Here is a 17,215-nt window from a genome sequence, read left to right as displayed (position 1 = left end):
CCCGTGGTGCGGGTGAAAGTCTGCGGCGTCACGACCGAATCTGACCTCCGCGCCGTCGACGACGCCGGTGCGGACGCCGTCGGCGTCATCTCCGAGGTGACCGTGGACACGCCGCGCGAGGTGTCGCTCTCGCGCGCCTCGACGCTGTTCGACGCCGCACCGCCGTTCCTCACGACGACGCTCGTCTCGATGCCGTCGTCCGCGACCCGAGCGGTCGAACTCGCGGCGGCCGCCTCGCCCGACGTCCTACAGTTGCACGGCGATTTCGAGGCGGACGAGTTCCAGCGAATCAGCGCGCAGACGGACGCCCGCGTCGTCGCAGTCGTCGACCCGGACTCGTCCGCCCGCGCCCGCGCCATCGCGCACGTCGTCGACGGCGTCCTCGTCGATTCCGTCTCCGACGACGGCGCGGGCGGGACGGGCGAGACCCACGACTGGGCGGCGACGGCCGAGGTGGTCGAGACGCTCAACGCGCCCGTGACGCTCGCGGGCGGGTTGACGCCAGACAACGTCGCCGAAGCGGTCCGGACGGTCCGACCCTACGCCGTCGACGTGGCCAGCGGTGTCGAAGCCGAGGGCGGCGTGAAGGCCCACGACGCGGTCCGAGCGTTCGTCCGAAACGCGACGGCGGCGGGCGACGCCCTCGAACGACGCGACGGGCGAGACGAGAGAGAGGAGGCCACGTCGTGAGCGACGACCCTCCTTCGACCGTCTCGCTCTCTCGGTCGCGCGAGGAGTTCGCGACGCTCCTCGATGACCGGGACGACCGAGTCGTCGCGCACCTGACCGCGGACCTGCCGACCGCGTCGCCGCTTGCGGCCTACGCCGCCCTCTCTGACCGAAGCGACTACGGCTTCCTCCTGGAGAGCGCCGAGAAGACGCCCTCCTCGGACCCCGACGGCGCGTTCGCGGCCGACGGGGGCGCGGACACCGACAGACACGCGCGGTACTCCTTCGTCGGCTACGACCCCGAAGCCGTCGTCACCGTCGGCCCGGACGGAACCGACGTAGAGACCCTCGGCGGGCGCGCCGCCGAAGTCGTCGAAGAGGCCTGTTCGGACGCTCGGCGCGAGGACGAGGCGAGCGACGACGTCCTCGACCACCTGCGAACCGCGCTCCCGAACCTCCCGCGCGCTGGCTTTCCCGAGGACGAACGGCAACGGCTCCGAGGCGGACTCGTCGGATTCCTCGCGTACGAGGCGGTGTACGACCTCTGGCTCGAAGAAGTGGGCGTCGAACGCCCGGACTCGCCGGTCCCCGACGCAGAGTTCGTCCTGACGACGCGGACTGTCTCGTTCGACCACGCCGAGGGGACGGTCAGACTGGTGTTTACGCCCGTTGTCGGTCCCGACGACGACGCCGACGCGGTGTACGACGAACTGCTGTCTGAGGCGCGCGCCGTCGCCGAAACGCTCGCGGCGGCCGAAGAGCCCGAGACGGGCGGGTTCGTCCGGTCGGGCGAGACGGCCGGCCCGCAAGCGGAGTACGAAGACGCCGTCCGGCGGACGAAACAGCACGTCCTCGACGGCGACATCTATCAGGGCGTCGTCTCCCGCGTGCGCGAACTCCGCGGTTCCGTCGACCCGATGGGACTGTACGAGGCGCTTCGGGAGGTCAACCCCTCGCCGTACATGTATCTGCTCCGCCACGACGACCGAGTCGTCGTCGGTGCGAGTCCGGAGACGCTCGTCTCCGTGCGGGGTCGGCGCGTCGTCTCGAACCCCATCGCGGGGACGTGCGCCCGGGGGACGAGTCCGGTCGAGGACCGCCGCCTCGCCGGCGAGATGCTCGCGGACGCGAAGGAACGCTCCGAGCACACGATGCTCGTGGACCTCGCGCGCAACGACGTGCGCCGCGTCTCGGAACCCGGAAGCGTCCGCGTCGAGGAGTTCATGAACGTCCTGAAGTACAGCCACGTTCAACACATCGAATCGACCGTCACCGGGCGGTTGGCGGCCGAGAACGACGCCTTCGACGCCACCCGGGCGACGTTCCCCGCGGGGACGCTCACGGGCGCGCCGAAGGTGCGCGCCATGGAGATAATCGACGAGCTCGAACTGACGCCCCGCGGCGTCTACGGCGGCGGCGTCGGCTACTACTCGTGGTCCGGCGACGCCGACTTCGCGATCGTCATCCGCACCGCGACGGTCCGACGAGGGGCCGACGAGGACACCATCACGGTCAGGGCGGGGGCGGGCATCGTCGCCGACAGCGACCCCACCTCCGAGTACGAGGAGACAGAACAGAAGATGCGGGGCGTCCTCGCCGCAGTCGAGCGAATCGAACGCGAACCCGACGAGTCCGCGGCGGCCGGGGGGGTCCCCCGATGACGCTGCGACTTCTCGTCGTGGACAACTACGATTCGTTCACGTACAACCTCGTCGAGTACTTCTCCGAGCGCAGAATCGATGGCGACCCCGTCGAGGTGGTCGTCCGGAAGAACACCGCCTCTATCGAGGAGATTCGGAGCCTCGACCCGGACGCGATAGTCATCAGTCCGGGGCCGGGCCACCCGAAGAACGACCGCGACGTGGGCGTGACGACGGAGGTGTTGACGACGCTCTCGACGGAGGTTCCGACGCTCGGCGTCTGTCTCGGACTCGAAGCCGCGGTGTACGCCTACGGCGGCACCGTCGGCCACGCGCCGGAACCCATCCACGGCAAGGCGTACCCCGTCGACCACGACGGACGCGGCGTCTTCGCGGGTCTCGAACAGGGCTTTCAGGCGGGACGATATCACTCGCTGGTCGCCACCGAGGTGCCCGACTGCTTCGAGGTGTCCGCGACGACGGACCACGAGGGAGTCGACTTGGTGATGGGTATCCGCCACCGCGAGTACCCGATAGAGTGCGTGCAGTTTCACCCCGAGAGCGTTCTGACCGCCGTCGGTCACGACGTCGTCGCCAACTTCCTGCGAACCGTCGTCGCAAACCGGGTCGTCGCCTGAAATCCGACAGAGCGGTCGCCCGGCACTACGCGACGCGTTTGACGAGTTTCGGAGCCGAGAGTATCGCCGACGTCACGACGCCCGCGAGGATAACCACCGCGACGGGCGGGGGACTGAGTCGCGTCGCCACGTACCCGACGACTGCGAGGAGGGGGAGGACGCCGACGACGAGGACGGCGCGACCGCGGCGCGACCCGACAGACGGGTAGCCATCGAGAAGTTCCCACGTCAGGGCCCCGCCGACCGACGCGCCGAAGACGGCCAGTCCGTCTCCGCTGCCTCCGCTGACGGCGAGGGCGACGGTGCCGACTGCGGCGGCCAACCAGAACGCCTTGCGCGGGACGTGTTTCGTCAGCGATAGCCCGCCGAGCAGGAACAGCGACCCGAACAGGACGCCCGCGACGACGTCTCTCACGTAGTGAACGCCCAAAACGACCCGAGAGAGCGAGATGAGAGAGACGACCACTGCGGCGGCGGCGAACCGCACGCGCCACGTGCTCTTCCGCAGGTCGTACGCCAGCAGGCCGTAGGCGACAGTCGACATCGTCGCGTGTCCGCTCGGGAACGCGAACCCGGACGCGGGGATGGCCGCGACGTCCACCGACGGCCGCGGTTCGCCGAAGAACGCCTTCAGAGCGACGACCAACCCGGCACCGGCGACGGCCACTCCGAGCGAGTGCGCGCCGCGTTTCGCGTCGAGGAACCAGTAATCGAGGGTAAACGCCACGAGCAGGAAGCCGACGCCGCCGAAGAACGTGATAACGAAGAAAACGGGTAGTAGCTCCGACGGAATCAGCTGACGGATAGTGTGGCCGATCTCCTGTCCGACGACTCCAGTCTGACTCATCTCGGTCACGGTATGGCTGAGACGTCCTTGTAGGTGGTGGCTTTGCCGTCCCGAGCGTCGCCGCCGCGGGAGCCGACCCCGCGAACCTGCCACCAACTACATCCTGCTTCCGCGTCCTATCGGGACTGCATGGTGGACATCATCGGTCACATCGGAATGGGGCTGATATGGCTCGTCGTCGTCGGCTGGCTCGTGTACGACGACCGAACCGCGCTCGGATTCGTGGCGCTCGGCGTTCCGTTCTCGCTCTTACCGGACGTCGATCTCTGGCTGTCACAGGCGTTTGCGGGAGTCAAACACCACGGCGTCGTTCACACGGTGCTTTTCGTGAGCGTCGCCGCCGTCGCCATCGGCGCGGTCCTCGGTAAGTGGGTCGTTCCGTGGCTCGAAGACAACTATATCTCGGCGACCGGCGTCGGGAACCGCTACGCCTACGGCATCGGCGCGGTGTTCGTCGCCGGTCTCGCCCATCTTTCGGCCGACATCCTCTCGGCGCCCGACATCGCCGACTCCATCGAGCCGTTCTGGCCCCTCTACCGGCAATCGCTCGGAATCGACGTGATCTGGTACAACAGCCCCGTCGCCAACTGGGGGCTGTTCCTGGGCGGACTGGCGTTCGCGGCCGCCCTCTGGTGGCAGGCCGACCACGACGACACTCGCTCGGCGACCCGAACGTGAGGGTCGGTGGTCCGGGCACGAGGCTCGGTGATTCGTCCGATACCGCGGCGTCGGTGCGGGTGGGCTACCCTCTCGCTGGGTTCGCTCGGCGCGTTCGACGCCGTCGGACCGCGTAAAACTGTGGTAACGTCTGCGGCGAGAACGGCACCCGCTATCGACTGGTACGTGCGTGTACGTTCACGACGACTCGGTTCGGAACTGTCGCGACCGGAACGGCCAGGCGTGGTCGGAACGTCCGGTCGAGTCGGAACAGCGAAGCGGCCGAATTCGCCGCGTGACGGGCTTCGGGTTCAGAGGACGTTGATGCCCAGCGTCGAGAGGAGAAACAGGAGGGCGATGATCACGACGGCTATCGTCACGAGTCGCCACGCCACCTTGAGGACGATGCGTCCGACGAGGACGACGACGCCGATGGCGACGACGGCCACGAGCAACTGACCGAGTTGGGTCTCTAACAGTCCGCCCAGTTGGAGGGGGAGCGTCGCCCACGCGGCGAGCATCTGACCGAGGACCGACGCGAACGGGAGAGACATATCGAACATTTCGACGTGAGAGAGAATAAGTCTGTGGGAGTATGTATACGCGTCCCGACTGACCGGCGAACGGACGGTTTCGCGGCCGCCGCCGGAGAACTCTCCGGAACCTATCAGCTGTTCGACCTCTGGTTCTTCGACGGGGGTACATATACGAACTCGCGTCGCGTGCTCGCCGGTCGTCGGAGTCGAAACCGGGCACCGAACCCCCCATCTGTTCTTCTGGACGCGGCGGTCCCGTCTCCCGATTTCGTTCTCCACGAGACTACTTTCACCCCGGTCTGAATACTGTTATGTCCGGCCGGGCCGTACGGACGTACCGTACTGTGGATGCGGGCGAGCGGGGTTCGGAACGCGTGACAGATTTGTGAGGCTTTCTGTCCGCCAGTGCCTGATACCGAAGCCTTAACGGACGCGCCTCCATTCACAAGCCATCGTTACAATGAACGGAACTGAGTTAGCCATCGGATTCGAAATCACCCGGCACCGGGGTGCTGGGACGGGGGTACAGTAGATGAGTCGCTCGGATATCTCGGCGGACGAGCTGCAGTTGCCGATAAAGCGCACCGAGGGGGAGACGCTCGAGGACCGCCTGACCGCCAACGCCTACCACAACATTCTGCCGGCGCGCTATCTCCGAAAGGACGCCGACGGCGAACTCGTCGAGTCCCAAGAGGAACTGTTCGCTCGCGTCGCGAAGAACATCGCACTCGCGGAAGCCGTCTACGAGGCGGACCGGCGCGACACCGACGTCACCGTCACGCCCGACCAACTGAAGCCGGGACACCCGCGGCGCGACGAACTCGCCGCGGAGGTGTTCGGGACGGGGACTACCGCAGAAGACGACGCGGAGACGACGCTTTCTGTCTACAACGTCAACAAGTTCGCGTACGACACCATCGTCCCCGAACTCCCCGACGAGATTCGCACCGAAGTCGAAGCAAAGCGCGAGGAGTTCCAAGAGATGATGGAGTCGCTCTCTTTCATGCCGAACTCGCCGACGCTCATGAACGCGGGCGACGAACTGCAGCAACTCTCTGCCTGTTTCGTCGATTCGCCCGGCGACGACATCACCGACATCCACCAGACGGCGAAGGAAGCCGCCGAGGTGTTCCAGTCCGGCGGCGGGATGGGGTACGCCTTCTGGAAACTTCGCCCGTACGGCGACGCCGTCGGTTCGACCGGTGGCATCGCCTCCGGTCCCATCACGTTCATGCGGACGTACGACCAGATGTGCGAGACCATCGCACAGGGCGGCGCGCGCCGCGGTGCCCAGATGGGCGTCATGCGCGTCAGCCACCCCGACGTCATCCAGTTCATCCACTCGAAGAACAAGGACGTCTCTCTCGCGCACTCGCTTCGCCTGAACGACCCCGACGACTTCACGCACAACTCCTTTGCGGACGCACTCGAAGAGGCGCGCGAACTCATAGACGAGGAGGGGCGCGTCCCCAAGCATCTCCGCAACGCCGTCGAAGGTCACCTCTCTAACTTCAACATCTCCGTCGGCGTCACCGACGACTTCATGGACGCATTGTTCGAAGGCGAGGAGTTCACCTTCACGAACCCGCGAACCGAGGAACCGCACGTCGCGACGCCGGAGACCAAAGAGATATACGACATGTTCGGTCTCGGCGAACACGTCGAAGTCGGCGAAGTTCTCTCCGTTCCGGCCGAGGAACTGTGGGACCACATGGTCGAGGGCGCGTGGGAGAACGGCGAACCCGGCGTCATCTACCTCGAACGCGTCAACAAAGAGCACTCCTTCGACGTGGAGGAGCACCCCGACCACCGAATCTTGGCGACGAACCCCTGCGGGGAACAGCCGCTCGAAGAGTACGAAGCCTGCAATCTGGGTCACATCAACCTCTCGACGGTCGCGGGCGGCGACGCGCCCGACTGGCGCGTCTGGTACGACGACCACGGCGACGATTACGACACCTTCGACGACGCCGTCGACGCCTTCCTCGAAGAGGCCATCGACTGGGCGGAGTTCGACCACCGCATCGAGTACGGCACGCGCTTCTTGGAGAACGTCGTCACGATGTCGGACTTCCCCGTCGAGAAGATAGAACAGAAGGTGCGCGACATGCGCAAGATCGGCCTCGGCATCATGGGGCTGGCGCAACTGTACATACAACTCGGCATCGAGTACGGCTCCGACGCCGGAAACGAAGTCGCAGAGCAGTTGATGACCCACATCAACCACGAGTCGAAGTGGGCCAGCCACGAACTCGCGGAGGAACGCGGCAACTTCGCCGACTGGGGCGACTCGAAGTACGCGAACCCCACGGAGTACCGCGAGTGGTTCGAAAAGCAGACCGGCCTCGACGCCGACGACTGGGCGGAGGGCTTCGCGCTTCGGAACCACAACACGACGACCATCGCGCCGACGGGCACCACCTCGATGATCGGTAACACGACCGGTGGCTGTGAGCCCATCTACAACGTCGCCTACTACAAGAACGTCTCCGACGACGTGCAGGGCGACGAGATGCTCGTCGAGTTCGACGACTACTTCCTCCGCGTCTTGGAGGCCAACGACATCGACGTAGAGGAGGTAAAGCGGGAGGCCCAAGAGCAGATGTCGAAAAACGAGTTCGACGGCGTCTCCTCGCTTTCGACCGTTCCGGCGGCCATCTCCGAACTGTTCGTCGTCACCTCGGACCTGACGGGCAAACAGCACGCCGCCGTGCAGTGCGCCTGTCAGAACGGCGTCGACTCCGCCATCTCGAAGACCTGTAACTTCCCGAACTCCGCGACGCGGGAGGACATGGACGAGGTGTACCGCTACATCTACAAGAACGGCGGCAAGGGCGTCACCGTCTACCGCGACGGCACCCGCTCGAAGCAGGTGCTGACGACGCGCGCGAAGAACGCCGACTTCGCCGACGAGGGCGAGGCCGCGGAGACTCTCGTCGAACAGATGGAAGAGGTGTTCGGCGGTCTGGAGGGCTTCCTCGACAACGAGAACGTCCGCGCCGCACTCGACGGCGAAGTCGAACGCCTCCTCGCGGAGGCCGACGGCGACGTGGAACTCGGCTCGAAGCGTCCGCGTCCCGACGTCCTCTACGGCGTCACCCAGCGCATCGACACGGGCTACGGGAAACTGTACGTCAACATAAACGAGGACGCGAACAACCAGCCGTTCGAACTGTTCGCCAACATCGGCAACTCCGGCGGTTTCACCGCGTCCTTCACGGAAGCGCTCGCAAAGACCATCTCGACTGCGCTCCGGACGGGCGTGGACCCGAGCGAAATCGCGAGCGAACTGCAGGGCATCCGCAGCCCGAAAGTCGCCTGGGACAAAGGCGAGCAGATAAACTCCATCCCCGACGCCATCGGCACGGCGATGCGCCGCTATCTCGACGGCGAGATAGACGAGGGGTACCCACAACAGCAGAACCTGACCGAACTCTCCCGCGACGCCGGCGCCGGCGACACCGAACCCGAAGCCGACGGCGGCGCGGCAGTCGCGGACTCCCCGGACGCCGCCGAGGGCGCACAGGCCGACGCGATGGACGACTTACTCGCGGCGGGCGAGAGCCCCGAGTGTCCCGAGTGCAGTAGCATGACGCTGTACTACTCCGAAGGCTGCAAGACCTGCGAGTCCTGCGGCTGGTCGGAGTGTTGAACTGAGCGAGACGCCGTCGTTTTTCTCTCTTCTTCTCTTCCCGACGCCGGAAAGAAACAGTGACGTGCGGCGCGCCCGTCGTCGTCGGTATGGACCCGTCGGGCCGCCCCTGCCCACTGTGCGGCGAATCGATGCACCGTCGCCACTGCAAGTACGTCTGCCCGCGACACGGCGTCGTTTACGACTGTAGTGACACGTTCTGGTAATTTCGAGACGACCGCGCAGTCGTCCGATCCCAGTCTCAAGAACGTTTCGATCCGACACCAACTGTTATGTCGTTGTAATCACTAGACAGGTAGTACCATGTCTGAGGGGACGAGTGTTCAGGGAGACGTGTGGCCGCGACTACGTCGACGATGGTGAGGCGTGACCACGTCCGACAGAGCAAGGAGATACAACGCAAGACGGGAAAGACGTTTCATCTCGCGACGCGCGTCCTCCCGCGGCGAGTCAGGCGCGCGACGTACGTACTGTACGCGTTTTTTCGCGTCGCGGACGAAGTCGTAGACGACGCCGACGGCGCGACGCCACGAGAGCAACGGGCCGAGTTAGAGCGCCTCCGAGAGGCGGCTCTCGGACGGCGAGAAACGGACGACCCGGTGCTCTCGGCGTTCGCAGAGTTGTGTGCTGAGTACGACGTGCCCGACTCCGACGTGGACGTGTTCGTCGACGCGATGCTGTCGGACATCGAGACGAGTCGATACGAGACCTACGAGGAACTGGAAGCGTACATGGACGGGTCGGCGGCGGCGGTCGGTCGGATGATGACCGCCATCATGGACCCCGGCGACGCGGCCGAACGGAAGGCGCTTCCGCACGCGACGGCACTCGGCGAGGCGTTCCAGATGTCGAACTTCCTGCGCGACGTGCGCGAGGACATCGTCGAACGCGACAGAGTCTACCTCCCCGGAGAGACGCTCGAACGACACGGCGTGACCGAAGCGCAACTGCTCGCGTTCGACTGCGACGAGAACTTCCGCGCGGCGATGCGCGAGGAACTGCGCCGCACGGAGGAACTCTACCGACGGGGGGTCGCCGGTATCCGACATCTGCCGGACGACTGCCAGTTCGCCGTCTTGCTCGCGGCGGTGTTGTACGCGGACCACCACCGAGAGATTCGCAAACGTGACTACGACGTGCTCTCTACGACGCCGTCTCTCTCCACCGATCGAAAACTCCTGTTGCTCGCGAAGACGCGGCTCTACTGGGCGGTCGAACGCGACCCGGAAACCGTCTTCCGGAAGGTGAGCGACGTTCCGTACCCCCGAGAGACCGCTCGCGGGAGGCGCGAGCACGGCCCCTCGGGTCGGGAACCGTCGTGGTCGCTCGCCGCGCCCGCCGTCGTCGGCAGGCGCGTCTCCGATTGGCTTCGGTACTTCACGCGAGGGGAGTAGCGACCGTTTACCGTCCGATATCGAGAAGTCGCGAGTCGAACCGGTCGGTCGAAAGCAGTCCGACGCCGAACAGCGCGGCGACGGCCACCGGAATCCAGTTGCCGAACCAGGCGTTGATGCCGCCCCAGAGGATGACGAAAGAGACCATGTCGTCGAGCATGAATTCGCAGCGTTCGAGCCGGGCGACGAGTGCGCGTCGGTCGTACGCCCAATCGAGGACGGCGACGGCGACGCTCGCGCTCAACAGCCATCCCGCGTAGTTCGAGAGCGGGACGCCGTAGAACGCGCCGCCCCCGGGGTAGACCCAAAAGCCGAGTCCGACCGCTCCGGGGTCTAAGACGAGGTCCATCGCCAACACCGTCGCGACGACGGTGAGGAGTCGAACCGCCCCGTTCCGCGCGCGTTCTCCGAGCAGTAACAGACAGAGCAGATAGGCGTTCATCACCAACGGCAGGAAGAACACGGGCAAGCCGAGGGGGATGCCGCCGAGCGTCGGTCCCAACTCCACGCCGTAGAAGAACTCCCCGTAGGGAAGTCCCGTGCGGACGCCGACGTACTCGATTCCGTAGGCGTACAGCGCCAGAATCGACACGCCCGTCGCCGCCCGCCGGTCGGTCAGCGGAAACGCACCGACGACGAGGGGAGCGCGCATGACGAGCGTTCCGAACAACACGAGCGCGGGGTTGAACGCGAGCGGGTCCGGCAAGAGTCCCTCGGCGCTCGCGACGAGCAGTATCGCGCCGTTCAGCGGGAAGACCACCGCGACGGTAAAGCGGTTCTCGCGGACGAGTCGGTCCAGTGTCCGCTCCCACTCCGCGCGCGTCTTCGGGAGTCGGTCGGCCAACGCCGTGTCTGACTCACCCATTGACCAGCCTCCAAAGCGCGCCGAGGGTGAGCGTCGCCCCGACGACGGTGTTCAACACGGGGTACCACCAGTACGCGCGTTCGACGTCCACGTCCGACCGGAAGACGGCCGCGACGGCGACGGGGTACGCAGACAGCACCGCGCCGAGGCGCACGTCGACGAGTGCGAAGCCGACGGCGGCGGCGGCCCAACAGCCGAAACAGTACGCGTACGTCCGTCGCTCGCCGAGGAACGTCGCGGTCGTTCGGATTCCGGCCGCGCGGTCCGGTTCGACGTCGGGAATCGCAGAGAACGTGTGCATCCCCATCGCCCAGAACCACGCGCCCGCGAGGGCGGCGGCCGGGGGGTGAGAGCCGGAGACGGCAGCGTAGGCGGCGGCACCGGGGAGGATGTACAGGCCGTTCGAGAGGGAGTCGAGAAACGGCGTCGTCTTGAACCGAAGCGGGGGTGCGCTGTACTCCGTCGCGAGGAAGAGAAAGCCCGCGAGGTACGGCCACGCTAGCGACGGGAGCACGGCGAACGGTACCGCACCGAGCAGTCCGCAGGCGACGACGACTGCCCTGACGACGCCGTCGTCTCGCCACCGCGCCTCCTTCCGCTCTTTCTTCGGGTTCGACTCGTCTATCTCGGCGTCGAAGGCGTCGTTGACGCCGTAGAGGTAGACGTTCGCCGGGAGCAGGAAGTACGCGACGGCGACGGCGACGCCGGGGTCGTACAACTCGGGGACGGTTTCGGCGGCGAAGGCGACGCCGACGAGCATCGGCCCCGCGAGGTAGAGCCAAAACCGGGGGCGAGAGAGCGTCAGGAGGTATCTGAGTCGTCCGGCCGCCGCCATCTCAGTCGATTCGCTCCGCCATCGCCTCGGCGGTCAGTTGCCCGCTTATCAGACACATCGGCACGCCGATGCCGGGCGTCGTGAACGACCCGGTGAAGTAGAGCCCCTCTACCTCCTTCGAGTGGTGCGGCGGGCGGAAGAGCGCGGTCTGTCGGAGCGTGTGCGCCAATCCGAGCGCCGTCCCCTGCGTGCTGTTGTAGCGGTCGGTGAAGTCGTCGACGGAGAACGTCTCCTCGACGACGATTCGGTCTCTGAGCTCCACTCCGGTGTTCTCCTCGATGTCGGAGAGGACGAGTTCGCGGAACTGCTCGCGCCTCTCGGGGGTGTCTTCGAGTCCGGCGGCGACGGGGACGAGCGCAAACAGGTTGCTGTGACCCTCGGGCGCGACGGTGTCGTCGGTCTTCGAGGGGACACAGAGGTAGTACGCGGGGTCCTCGGGCCACGACGGCTCTTCGAATATCGTCTCGAAGTGGTCGTTCCAGTCCGTCGGGAGAACGAGCGTGTGGTGTTCGAGGGGTTCGACGTCGCCTTCGACGCCGAGATAGAGGAGGAAAGCCGAGGGGGCGTACGTCCGCGAGTCCCAGTAGTCGGCGTCGTACTGGCGCTTTTCGGGCGGAAGCAGGTCCATCTCCGTGTGGCGGTAGTCCGCGTCGCTGACGACGTAGTCGGCGTAGAACTCCTCGTCTCCTTCCGTCCGCACGACGAACGCGCCCTCCCGTCCTCGAATCTCCGAGACGGGCGTGTCCGTCCGGAACGTCACGCCGAGTTCCTCGCCCAGTTCGGCGATGCCGTCTACGACGCCGCCGATGCCTCCCTCGGGGTAGTAGACGCCCATGTTGAAATCGACGTGGCTCATCAGGTTGTAGAGCGCGGGCGTGTTGTTCGGCGCGCCCCCGAGGAAGACGAGAGTGTACTGCATTATCTGCTGGAGTTTCGGGTGGTCGAAGTAGCGTTCGACGTGGTCCTGCATCGACCCGATGAGAGAGAGCCCCCACGCGTTCTTCGCGACGGTGAGGTCCAGAAAGTCCGAGAGCGTCGTCCGGTCCTCGTAGACGAAATGCTCCATCCCGAGTTCGTAGTTTCGCTTCGATTTGCGGAGGTAGTCGTCGAGTTTCTCTCCCGCACCGGGTTCGTACGACTCGAACGTCTCCTTGTTCACCTCCAAATCGGGGACCATATCGACCCTGTCGCCGTCTTTGAAGAAGATGCGGTAGTTCGGGTCGAGTCTCGTCAGTTCGTAGTAGTCCGAGGGAGTCCGATCGAACCGCCCGAAGAAGTCCTCGAACACGTCGGGCATGAGATACCACGACGGACCCATGTCGAACCGAAAGCCGTCCCGTTCGAGACGACTGGCCCGCCCGCCGAGTTGCTCGTTTTTCTCCACGAGAGTCACGTCGGCACCGGCGTCGGCGAGGTAACACGCCGTCGAGAGGCCGCCGAACCCCCCGCCGACGACGACGACGGTAGCGTCCGCGAGCGAACGCAGGTCAGATAGAGAGTTCACGTACCGGGTTACGGACGTGGAAAGTATAAAGGAACTGACTACAGGCGGGCGGAGTCCGTGACTTACGCCGCGACTCGATAACCGTTCGACCGTCGGCCGGACTCGAAGAGAGCGACGTAGGGAGCGCCCGTCTCCTCGTCCGGACAGTCGGCGGTGGTTCGGACGGGGAACGTCTCGCCCGTGAGGTTCGCGCCGCGGATGTGGAGTCGAACGGGGTACGTCTTCGTCTCGAACCCGAGGACGTGGTCGTTGTAGCCGTCGTCTACGTACGCGTCGATATCGGCGTCGCGTTCCGGTCGGCCCGGTTCCGACGGCGGCGCGAACTCGCTCCAGTCGCCCGCGGCGCACACCCCGTAGTTCGGCGTCTCGACGCGTTCCGGAAGCGGCGTCGGGTTCGTCACGACGACGGACGCGACTCGCATCTCCTCCTCGTGAGATTCCGTATACTCGACGTCGCTCGCCGGGCGCAGTTCGTACGTGAGACCGCCGGTTGCGACGTCGACGACGAGGACGACGGCGACGCACGCCGCGACGACGCCCACCGCGTACGTCGCCTGCCGCCCCGTGACGAAGCGGTCGTCCTCGTCGAGGCGGGTGCGGGCGAAAAACAGGAGGCCCGCGGCGACCAACAGGCCGAGAACGGTCGAGAGGTCGCCCACGTCGAACGTGCTCACCGCGTCGAAGAACAGGCCGACGCCGGAGACGACGAGGACGCCGTACCCGAGGAGCGTCAGTTGGTAGTCGTCGGTCCGTTGAGAGAGAGCGAACACGCCCGTCAGAAACAGCAGTACGAGCGCAGTCTTCGAGACGGGCGAGTACCCCACCTCGACGTTGAAGACGAAAAACAGCACCGCGACGGTGGCGAGAGCGGCCGCCGCGGCGTTGAACAGCGTTTCCGAGTCGATATCGACCATACGCGTTCGTTCAGTTCGACGGACAAATAGCTCGCGTTAGGACAAACGGCCGTTTCAGCCTCGGCGGACTGGTTTTACCTCCTCCGCGACCGAATCGGGCGTATGGACGTACTCGGGGAGACTGTCGTCGTGACGGGAGCGAGTCGGGGCATCGGCGAGGCGGTACTGCGGGAGTTCGCGGCGGCGGGCGCACACGTCGTCGGGTGTGCGCGCGACGCGGACGAACTCGGGGATGTCGTCGAATCCATCGACGAACCGGGGTCGGCGACGGCGGTTCGCGCGGACGTCCGCGACGAGTTCGACGTAGAGCGACTGATGGCGACGGCCGCCCGAGCGAACGACGGAAACGAAATCGCCGTCGTCGTCCCGTGCGCGGCCGTAAATCACGGGTCGCCCGGGTCGATGCCGGTCGGCGAGGAACCCTACGCGCGGTTCGACGACACGATGCGGACGAACGTCCGCGGCGTCTTCGCGGCCGTCAAAGAGTCGCTCCCGCACCTCCGCGAGAGCGGACGCGTCCTCGTGCCGTCCGGCTCCATCGCCGCCGACCCGAAACCGGGGATGGGGACCTACGGCGTCTCGAAAGCGGCCGTCGAGGGGGTTGCCCGCCAGTTCGCCGCCGACACCGAGGCGGCCGTGGGCGTCCTCGACCCGGGGTTCGTCGCGACGGACCTCTCGGGCGGGCAGGGCAGAGACCCGAGCGACGTCGCGCCGATGTTCTCGTGGGCGGCGACGGACCTCCCGGCCGAGGAACTCGACGGAGAGCGCATCGACCTCCGGACGTGGAAACGGGCGTCGCGGTGACGAGTCGGTCCGACGGCCGACTCCCGCCTCGAACTCGACAGCGTGACTGTTATTAACCTCAATGCTCAAGTTCACATAGTGAACCGGATATCTCGTCTCGGCTTGGTAATCACCGGGGTGTTGGCGGCGTTCTCCGTGTACGCGGCCGTCTCGGGGTCGTGGAAACTCCTCGGCATCTCGTGGGTCGCGTTCCTCGCGATGGCGCTTGCGGCACCCCTCGGCGCGCGTGCGGTCGGCGAACAGGCCAACGCGTTAGTGTGGGGGTACGGACTCGCGAGTGGCGCGATGGTGACGAGCGCTGCGGTGTTTCTCGTCCCGCAGGCCGTCGGACAGCACCCGCAGTGGGGCGGGTTCGGCATCGCGTTCGGACTGCTCGCGGGATTCGCCTCGCACACCGTCGGTCACCGACTCGCGCACATGGACCTCCCGATGGACCGCACCGTGGCCGAACTGACCGCGCACGCGTTCTCCGCGGGCGCTATCATCGGTATCATCTACGGAAACATGCCCGAACTCGGTCCGCTTCTCGGCGTCGCCATCGTCTCGCACAAAGGACCCGCGGGGTACGCCGCCGCGCGACGCCTCGCCGCGGACGCGCGCCCCGTCTCCGTCCTCCTCGTCCCGGCGTCGGGCGTCGGCATCGCGGCGATTCTGTCGAGTACCGTCGCCATCCCAGCCGCCCCCCCGATTCGGGGACTCGTCTTCGGGTTCGCCGCGGGCGTGTTCCTCCACGTCGCGATGGACTTTCTCCCCCGGTGCGAAATCGGCAGCGAGATTCACGACCTGTTGACGGTGAACGGCGACGCGCACGCCCTCTTGGACAGACTTCGAATCCACGCCGTCGCCAGCACCGCCGTCGGCGGCGTCGTCGTCCTCCTCGCGTGGTTGGCGGTCGTCTGATTACCGCCGAGACCGCGGCCCGAGATAGCCCCACGCCTGCAGTCTGTCGCCCTCGCCGTCCGTCCACCGTTCGCCGATGTCGTCCCGGTAGTAGAGGTTGGGGACGATGATGTCGTCTATCCGCCCGTAGCACTGCGCTCTCGCCTCCCGCATCGTCTCTCCTTTCCCCGTCACGACGAGAGGCATGCCGCTCTCCCCGGCGACGCGCCACTGCCCGTCGAGCCTTTTTGCGTCTTCCAGATGGATTCCGTCGCGGCTCTCGGTGTCGAAGACGACCGCGGCGTTCCGAGAGTTCTCGTCGTACGTCTTTTCGTCGTCGAACGGGAACGGCGGGAGGACGACCCTGACGCCGACTTGGAACCCCCGGTGAACCTCCAGTTCGGGGTCGTTGCCGTGCGCGAGGTCGTAGAAGAACCGCCCGGTGTCGGACTCGAACGACTCCTCCTGCAGGGCGATGGTCGGGTAGCCGAACCGCGGGGTGAACTCCAAGGGGTAGATACCGGTCTCGTTGACGATGCAGTTCACGTCGATACTCCCGACGTACCCCTCCGCCGCGAGCCAGCGTTCGAGTCTCCCGAGGGTCTCTTCGAACAGTCTGTTCCGACCGCCCCAGAACATCGAGGTGCCCATCTCACCCGTCGAGGGGCCGATGTTCCCCGGAAACAGTTTCTTGTGCTCGAAGTTGAAGTTGACCTGGTCGATGAACCGGTCGCCGTCGAAGAACCCGCAGATGGCGATTTCCACGCCCTCGACCTTCCGCTGTAACTGAAAGCCCTTCATCCGGTGTCCCCACGCTTTCTTGTAGGCGCGGAGGACGTCCACGACGTCGCTGCCGTCGTCCTCGTTGCCGACGTAGAGGAGTCGCTTGACGTTTTGTACCTCTCCAAGCGGCTTGATAACGTACGGCGCGGGGTTCTCTTCGACGTGCTGGATGCCGGCGTCGAAGTCCTCGAAGACGTGGTGGTCGATAGTCTCGACGCCGTGGTCTTCGAGGATGTCCATCGCGTACCCGCGGTCCTCCTCTAAGCGGTCGGTGTTCGGCGTCCCGCCGACGACGGCCTTGCCCTCCGCGCGGAGGTCCCGCGCCAACCGGCCGGTACCGACGTCGGACCCGACCCAGACGTCGTCGAAGATGATGACGTCGGCCCACTCCACCTCCGCGCGCCAGTCGTCGGTCTTGGGGACGAACCCGTCGCCGATTTCGCGGTCGCTCTCGGCTTCGATGTAGTACTTGACGTCGTGGCCCTCTCGGTGAACCTGCCACGCGAGGTCGGTTATCAACGCGGCGTCGGCGGAGACGAAGAGGAAGTCTGCCATGTGGCCTCCGACGCGAGGCCGTGTGAAAAGCGTGTGCAGTATC

General features: G+C 66.0%; 16 protein-coding genes. 9 read left to right on the top strand and 7 right to left on the bottom strand.

All coding sequences use genetic code 11. The features are described from left to right. The first annotated feature begins 3 nt into the window (after nucleotides 1–3). The 3 genes from BM167_RS10580 to trpG are packed head-to-tail and all read left to right on the top strand — an operon-like array spanning nucleotide 4 to nucleotide 2,947. Nucleotides 4–690 (top strand): phosphoribosylanthranilate isomerase, encoded by a 687-nt coding sequence (locus BM167_RS10580; RefSeq protein ID WP_092892236.1) that lies wholly within the window; start codon nucleotides 4–6, stop codon nucleotides 688–690. Next, a complete protein-coding gene (gene trpE, locus BM167_RS10575; protein WP_092892234.1) occupies nucleotides 687–2,330 on the top strand; it encodes an anthranilate synthase component I in 1,644 nt (547 codons plus the stop codon). The genes BM167_RS10580 and trpE overlap by 4 nt, the downstream gene beginning before the upstream one ends. Beyond that, a complete protein-coding gene (trpG, locus tag BM167_RS10570) occupies nucleotides 2,327–2,947 on the top strand; it encodes an anthranilate synthase component II (protein ID WP_092892232.1) in 621 nt (206 codons plus the stop codon). The genes trpE and trpG overlap by 4 nt, the downstream gene beginning before the upstream one ends. A 25-nt stretch (nucleotides 2,948–2,972) precedes the next feature. Here trpG and BM167_RS10565 read toward each other — a convergent pair whose 3' ends face one another. Beyond that, nucleotides 2,973–3,794, bottom strand: coding sequence for a phosphatase PAP2 family protein (locus tag BM167_RS10565; RefSeq protein WP_143095493.1), 822 nt, complete (start codon nucleotides 3,792–3,794; stop codon nucleotides 2,973–2,975). Between the two features lie 129 nt (nucleotides 3,795–3,923). Here BM167_RS10565 and BM167_RS10560 point away from each other — a divergent pair, with 129 nt between their 5' ends. Next, nucleotides 3,924–4,472 carry a metal-dependent hydrolase gene (locus BM167_RS10560; RefSeq protein ID WP_092892228.1) on the top strand — a complete coding sequence of 183 codons (549 nt, stop codon included), beginning with the start codon at nucleotides 3,924–3,926 and terminating at the stop codon, nucleotides 4,470–4,472. A gap of 290 nt (nucleotides 4,473–4,762) precedes the next feature. Here the strand turns inward: BM167_RS10560 and BM167_RS10555 are convergent, their stop codons facing one another. Beyond that, a complete protein-coding gene (locus BM167_RS10555) occupies nucleotides 4,763–5,005 on the bottom strand; it encodes a DUF8029 family protein (protein WP_245781341.1) in 243 nt (80 codons plus the stop codon). 514 nt (nucleotides 5,006–5,519) lie between these two features. Here BM167_RS10555 and BM167_RS10550 point away from each other — a divergent pair. The 3 genes from BM167_RS10550 to BM167_RS10545 all read left to right on the top strand — a co-directional run bounded on the left by BM167_RS10550 (nucleotide 5,520) and on the right by BM167_RS10545 (nucleotide 10,033). Further along, nucleotides 5,520–8,639: an adenosylcobalamin-dependent ribonucleoside-diphosphate reductase gene (locus tag BM167_RS10550; RefSeq protein ID WP_092892226.1), complete on the top strand. Its 3,120-nt coding sequence runs from the start codon at nucleotides 5,520–5,522 to the stop codon at nucleotides 8,637–8,639. Between the two features lie 89 nt (nucleotides 8,640–8,728). Then, nucleotides 8,729–8,845, top strand: coding sequence for an HVO_2523 family zinc finger protein (locus BM167_RS18925; RefSeq protein ID WP_342708171.1), 117 nt, complete (start codon nucleotides 8,729–8,731; stop codon nucleotides 8,843–8,845). Nucleotides 8,846–8,995: 150 nt separating this feature from the next. Then, nucleotides 8,996–10,033 carry a phytoene/squalene synthase family protein gene (locus BM167_RS10545; protein ID WP_092893072.1) on the top strand — a complete coding sequence of 346 codons (1,038 nt, stop codon included), beginning with the start codon at nucleotides 8,996–8,998 and terminating at the stop codon, nucleotides 10,031–10,033. A 7-nt stretch (nucleotides 10,034–10,040) separates the two neighbouring features. Here BM167_RS10545 and cruF read toward each other — a convergent pair whose 3' ends face one another. The 4 genes from cruF to BM167_RS10525 form a co-directional block, all read right to left on the bottom strand. Continuing rightward, nucleotides 10,041–10,898, bottom strand: a complete 858-nt coding sequence (cruF, locus tag BM167_RS10540) for a bisanhydrobacterioruberin hydratase (protein ID WP_092892224.1) — start codon at nucleotides 10,896–10,898, stop codon at nucleotides 10,041–10,043. Continuing rightward, on the bottom strand, nucleotides 10,891–11,733 hold the full coding sequence (locus BM167_RS10535) for a prenyltransferase (RefSeq protein ID WP_092892222.1): 843 nt from the start codon (nucleotides 11,731–11,733) through the stop codon (nucleotides 10,891–10,893). The genes cruF and BM167_RS10535 overlap by 8 nt, the downstream gene beginning before the upstream one ends. Nucleotide 11,734: 1 nt before the next feature. Next, nucleotides 11,735–13,237 (bottom strand): phytoene desaturase family protein, encoded by a 1,503-nt coding sequence (locus BM167_RS10530; RefSeq protein ID WP_092892220.1) that lies wholly within the window; start codon nucleotides 13,235–13,237, stop codon nucleotides 11,735–11,737. A 62-nt stretch (nucleotides 13,238–13,299) separates the two neighbouring features. Continuing rightward, nucleotides 13,300–14,151 carry a hypothetical protein gene (locus BM167_RS10525; RefSeq protein ID WP_092892218.1) on the bottom strand — a complete coding sequence of 284 codons (852 nt, stop codon included), beginning with the start codon at nucleotides 14,149–14,151 and terminating at the stop codon, nucleotides 13,300–13,302. 102 nt (nucleotides 14,152–14,253) lie between these two features. Between BM167_RS10525 and BM167_RS10520 the strand changes: the two genes are divergently transcribed. Together BM167_RS10520 and BM167_RS10515 are read left to right on the top strand one after the other, a co-directional pair. After that, nucleotides 14,254–14,955 (top strand): SDR family oxidoreductase, encoded by a 702-nt coding sequence (locus tag BM167_RS10520; protein WP_092892216.1) that lies wholly within the window; start codon nucleotides 14,254–14,256, stop codon nucleotides 14,953–14,955. A gap of 78 nt (nucleotides 14,956–15,033) precedes the next feature. Continuing rightward, nucleotides 15,034–15,855, top strand: a complete 822-nt coding sequence (locus BM167_RS10515) for a ZIP family metal transporter (protein WP_092892214.1) — start codon at nucleotides 15,034–15,036, stop codon at nucleotides 15,853–15,855. On the opposite strand, the gene BM167_RS10510 is transcribed toward BM167_RS10515, so the two are convergent. Further along, nucleotides 15,856–17,172: a hypothetical protein gene (locus BM167_RS10510; protein WP_092892212.1), complete on the bottom strand. Its 1,317-nt coding sequence runs from the start codon at nucleotides 17,170–17,172 to the stop codon at nucleotides 15,856–15,858. Nucleotides 17,173–17,215 lie beyond the last annotated feature (43 nt).

Source organism: Halopelagius inordinatus (assembly GCF_900113245.1).
In the GTDB taxonomy this organism is placed as follows: Archaea; Halobacteriota; Halobacteria; order Halobacteriales; family Haloferacaceae; genus Halopelagius; species Halopelagius inordinatus.
The sequence above is the reverse complement of the archived record's forward strand: the minus strand, read 5'-3'. Positions and strand labels throughout refer to the sequence as shown.

Excerpts from the sequence above, each read along its gene's own strand:
- BM167_RS10510 (WP_092892212.1), bottom strand. The coding sequence starts at position 17,172 with ATGGCAGACTTCCTCTTCGTCTCCGCCGACGCCGCGTTGATAACCGAC.
- BM167_RS18925 (WP_342708171.1), top strand. The coding sequence starts at position 8,729 with ATGGACCCGTCGGGCCGCCCCTGCCCACTGTGCGGCGAATCGATGCAC.
- BM167_RS10520 (WP_092892216.1), top strand. The coding sequence starts at position 14,254 with ATGGACGTACTCGGGGAGACTGTCGTCGTGACGGGAGCGAGTCGGGGC.
- trpG (WP_092892232.1), top strand. The coding sequence starts at position 2,327 with ATGACGCTGCGACTTCTCGTCGTGGACAACTACGATTCGTTCACGTAC.
- BM167_RS10535 (WP_092892222.1), bottom strand. The coding sequence starts at position 11,733 with ATGGCGGCGGCCGGACGACTCAGATACCTCCTGACGCTCTCTCGCCCC.
- BM167_RS10560 (WP_092892228.1), top strand. The coding sequence starts at position 3,924 with ATGGTGGACATCATCGGTCACATCGGAATGGGGCTGATATGGCTCGTC.
- BM167_RS10565 (WP_143095493.1), bottom strand. The coding sequence starts at position 3,794 with ATGAGTCAGACTGGAGTCGTCGGACAGGAGATCGGCCACACTATCCGT.
- BM167_RS10545 (WP_092893072.1), top strand. The coding sequence starts at position 8,996 with ATGGTGAGGCGTGACCACGTCCGACAGAGCAAGGAGATACAACGCAAG.
- BM167_RS10525 (WP_092892218.1), bottom strand. The coding sequence starts at position 14,151 with ATGGTCGATATCGACTCGGAAACGCTGTTCAACGCCGCGGCGGCCGCT.
- cruF (WP_092892224.1), bottom strand. The coding sequence starts at position 10,898 with ATGGGTGAGTCAGACACGGCGTTGGCCGACCGACTCCCGAAGACGCGC.
- BM167_RS10550 (WP_092892226.1), top strand. The coding sequence starts at position 5,520 with ATGAGTCGCTCGGATATCTCGGCGGACGAGCTGCAGTTGCCGATAAAG.
- BM167_RS10555 (WP_245781341.1), bottom strand. The coding sequence starts at position 5,005 with ATGTCTCTCCCGTTCGCGTCGGTCCTCGGTCAGATGCTCGCCGCGTGG.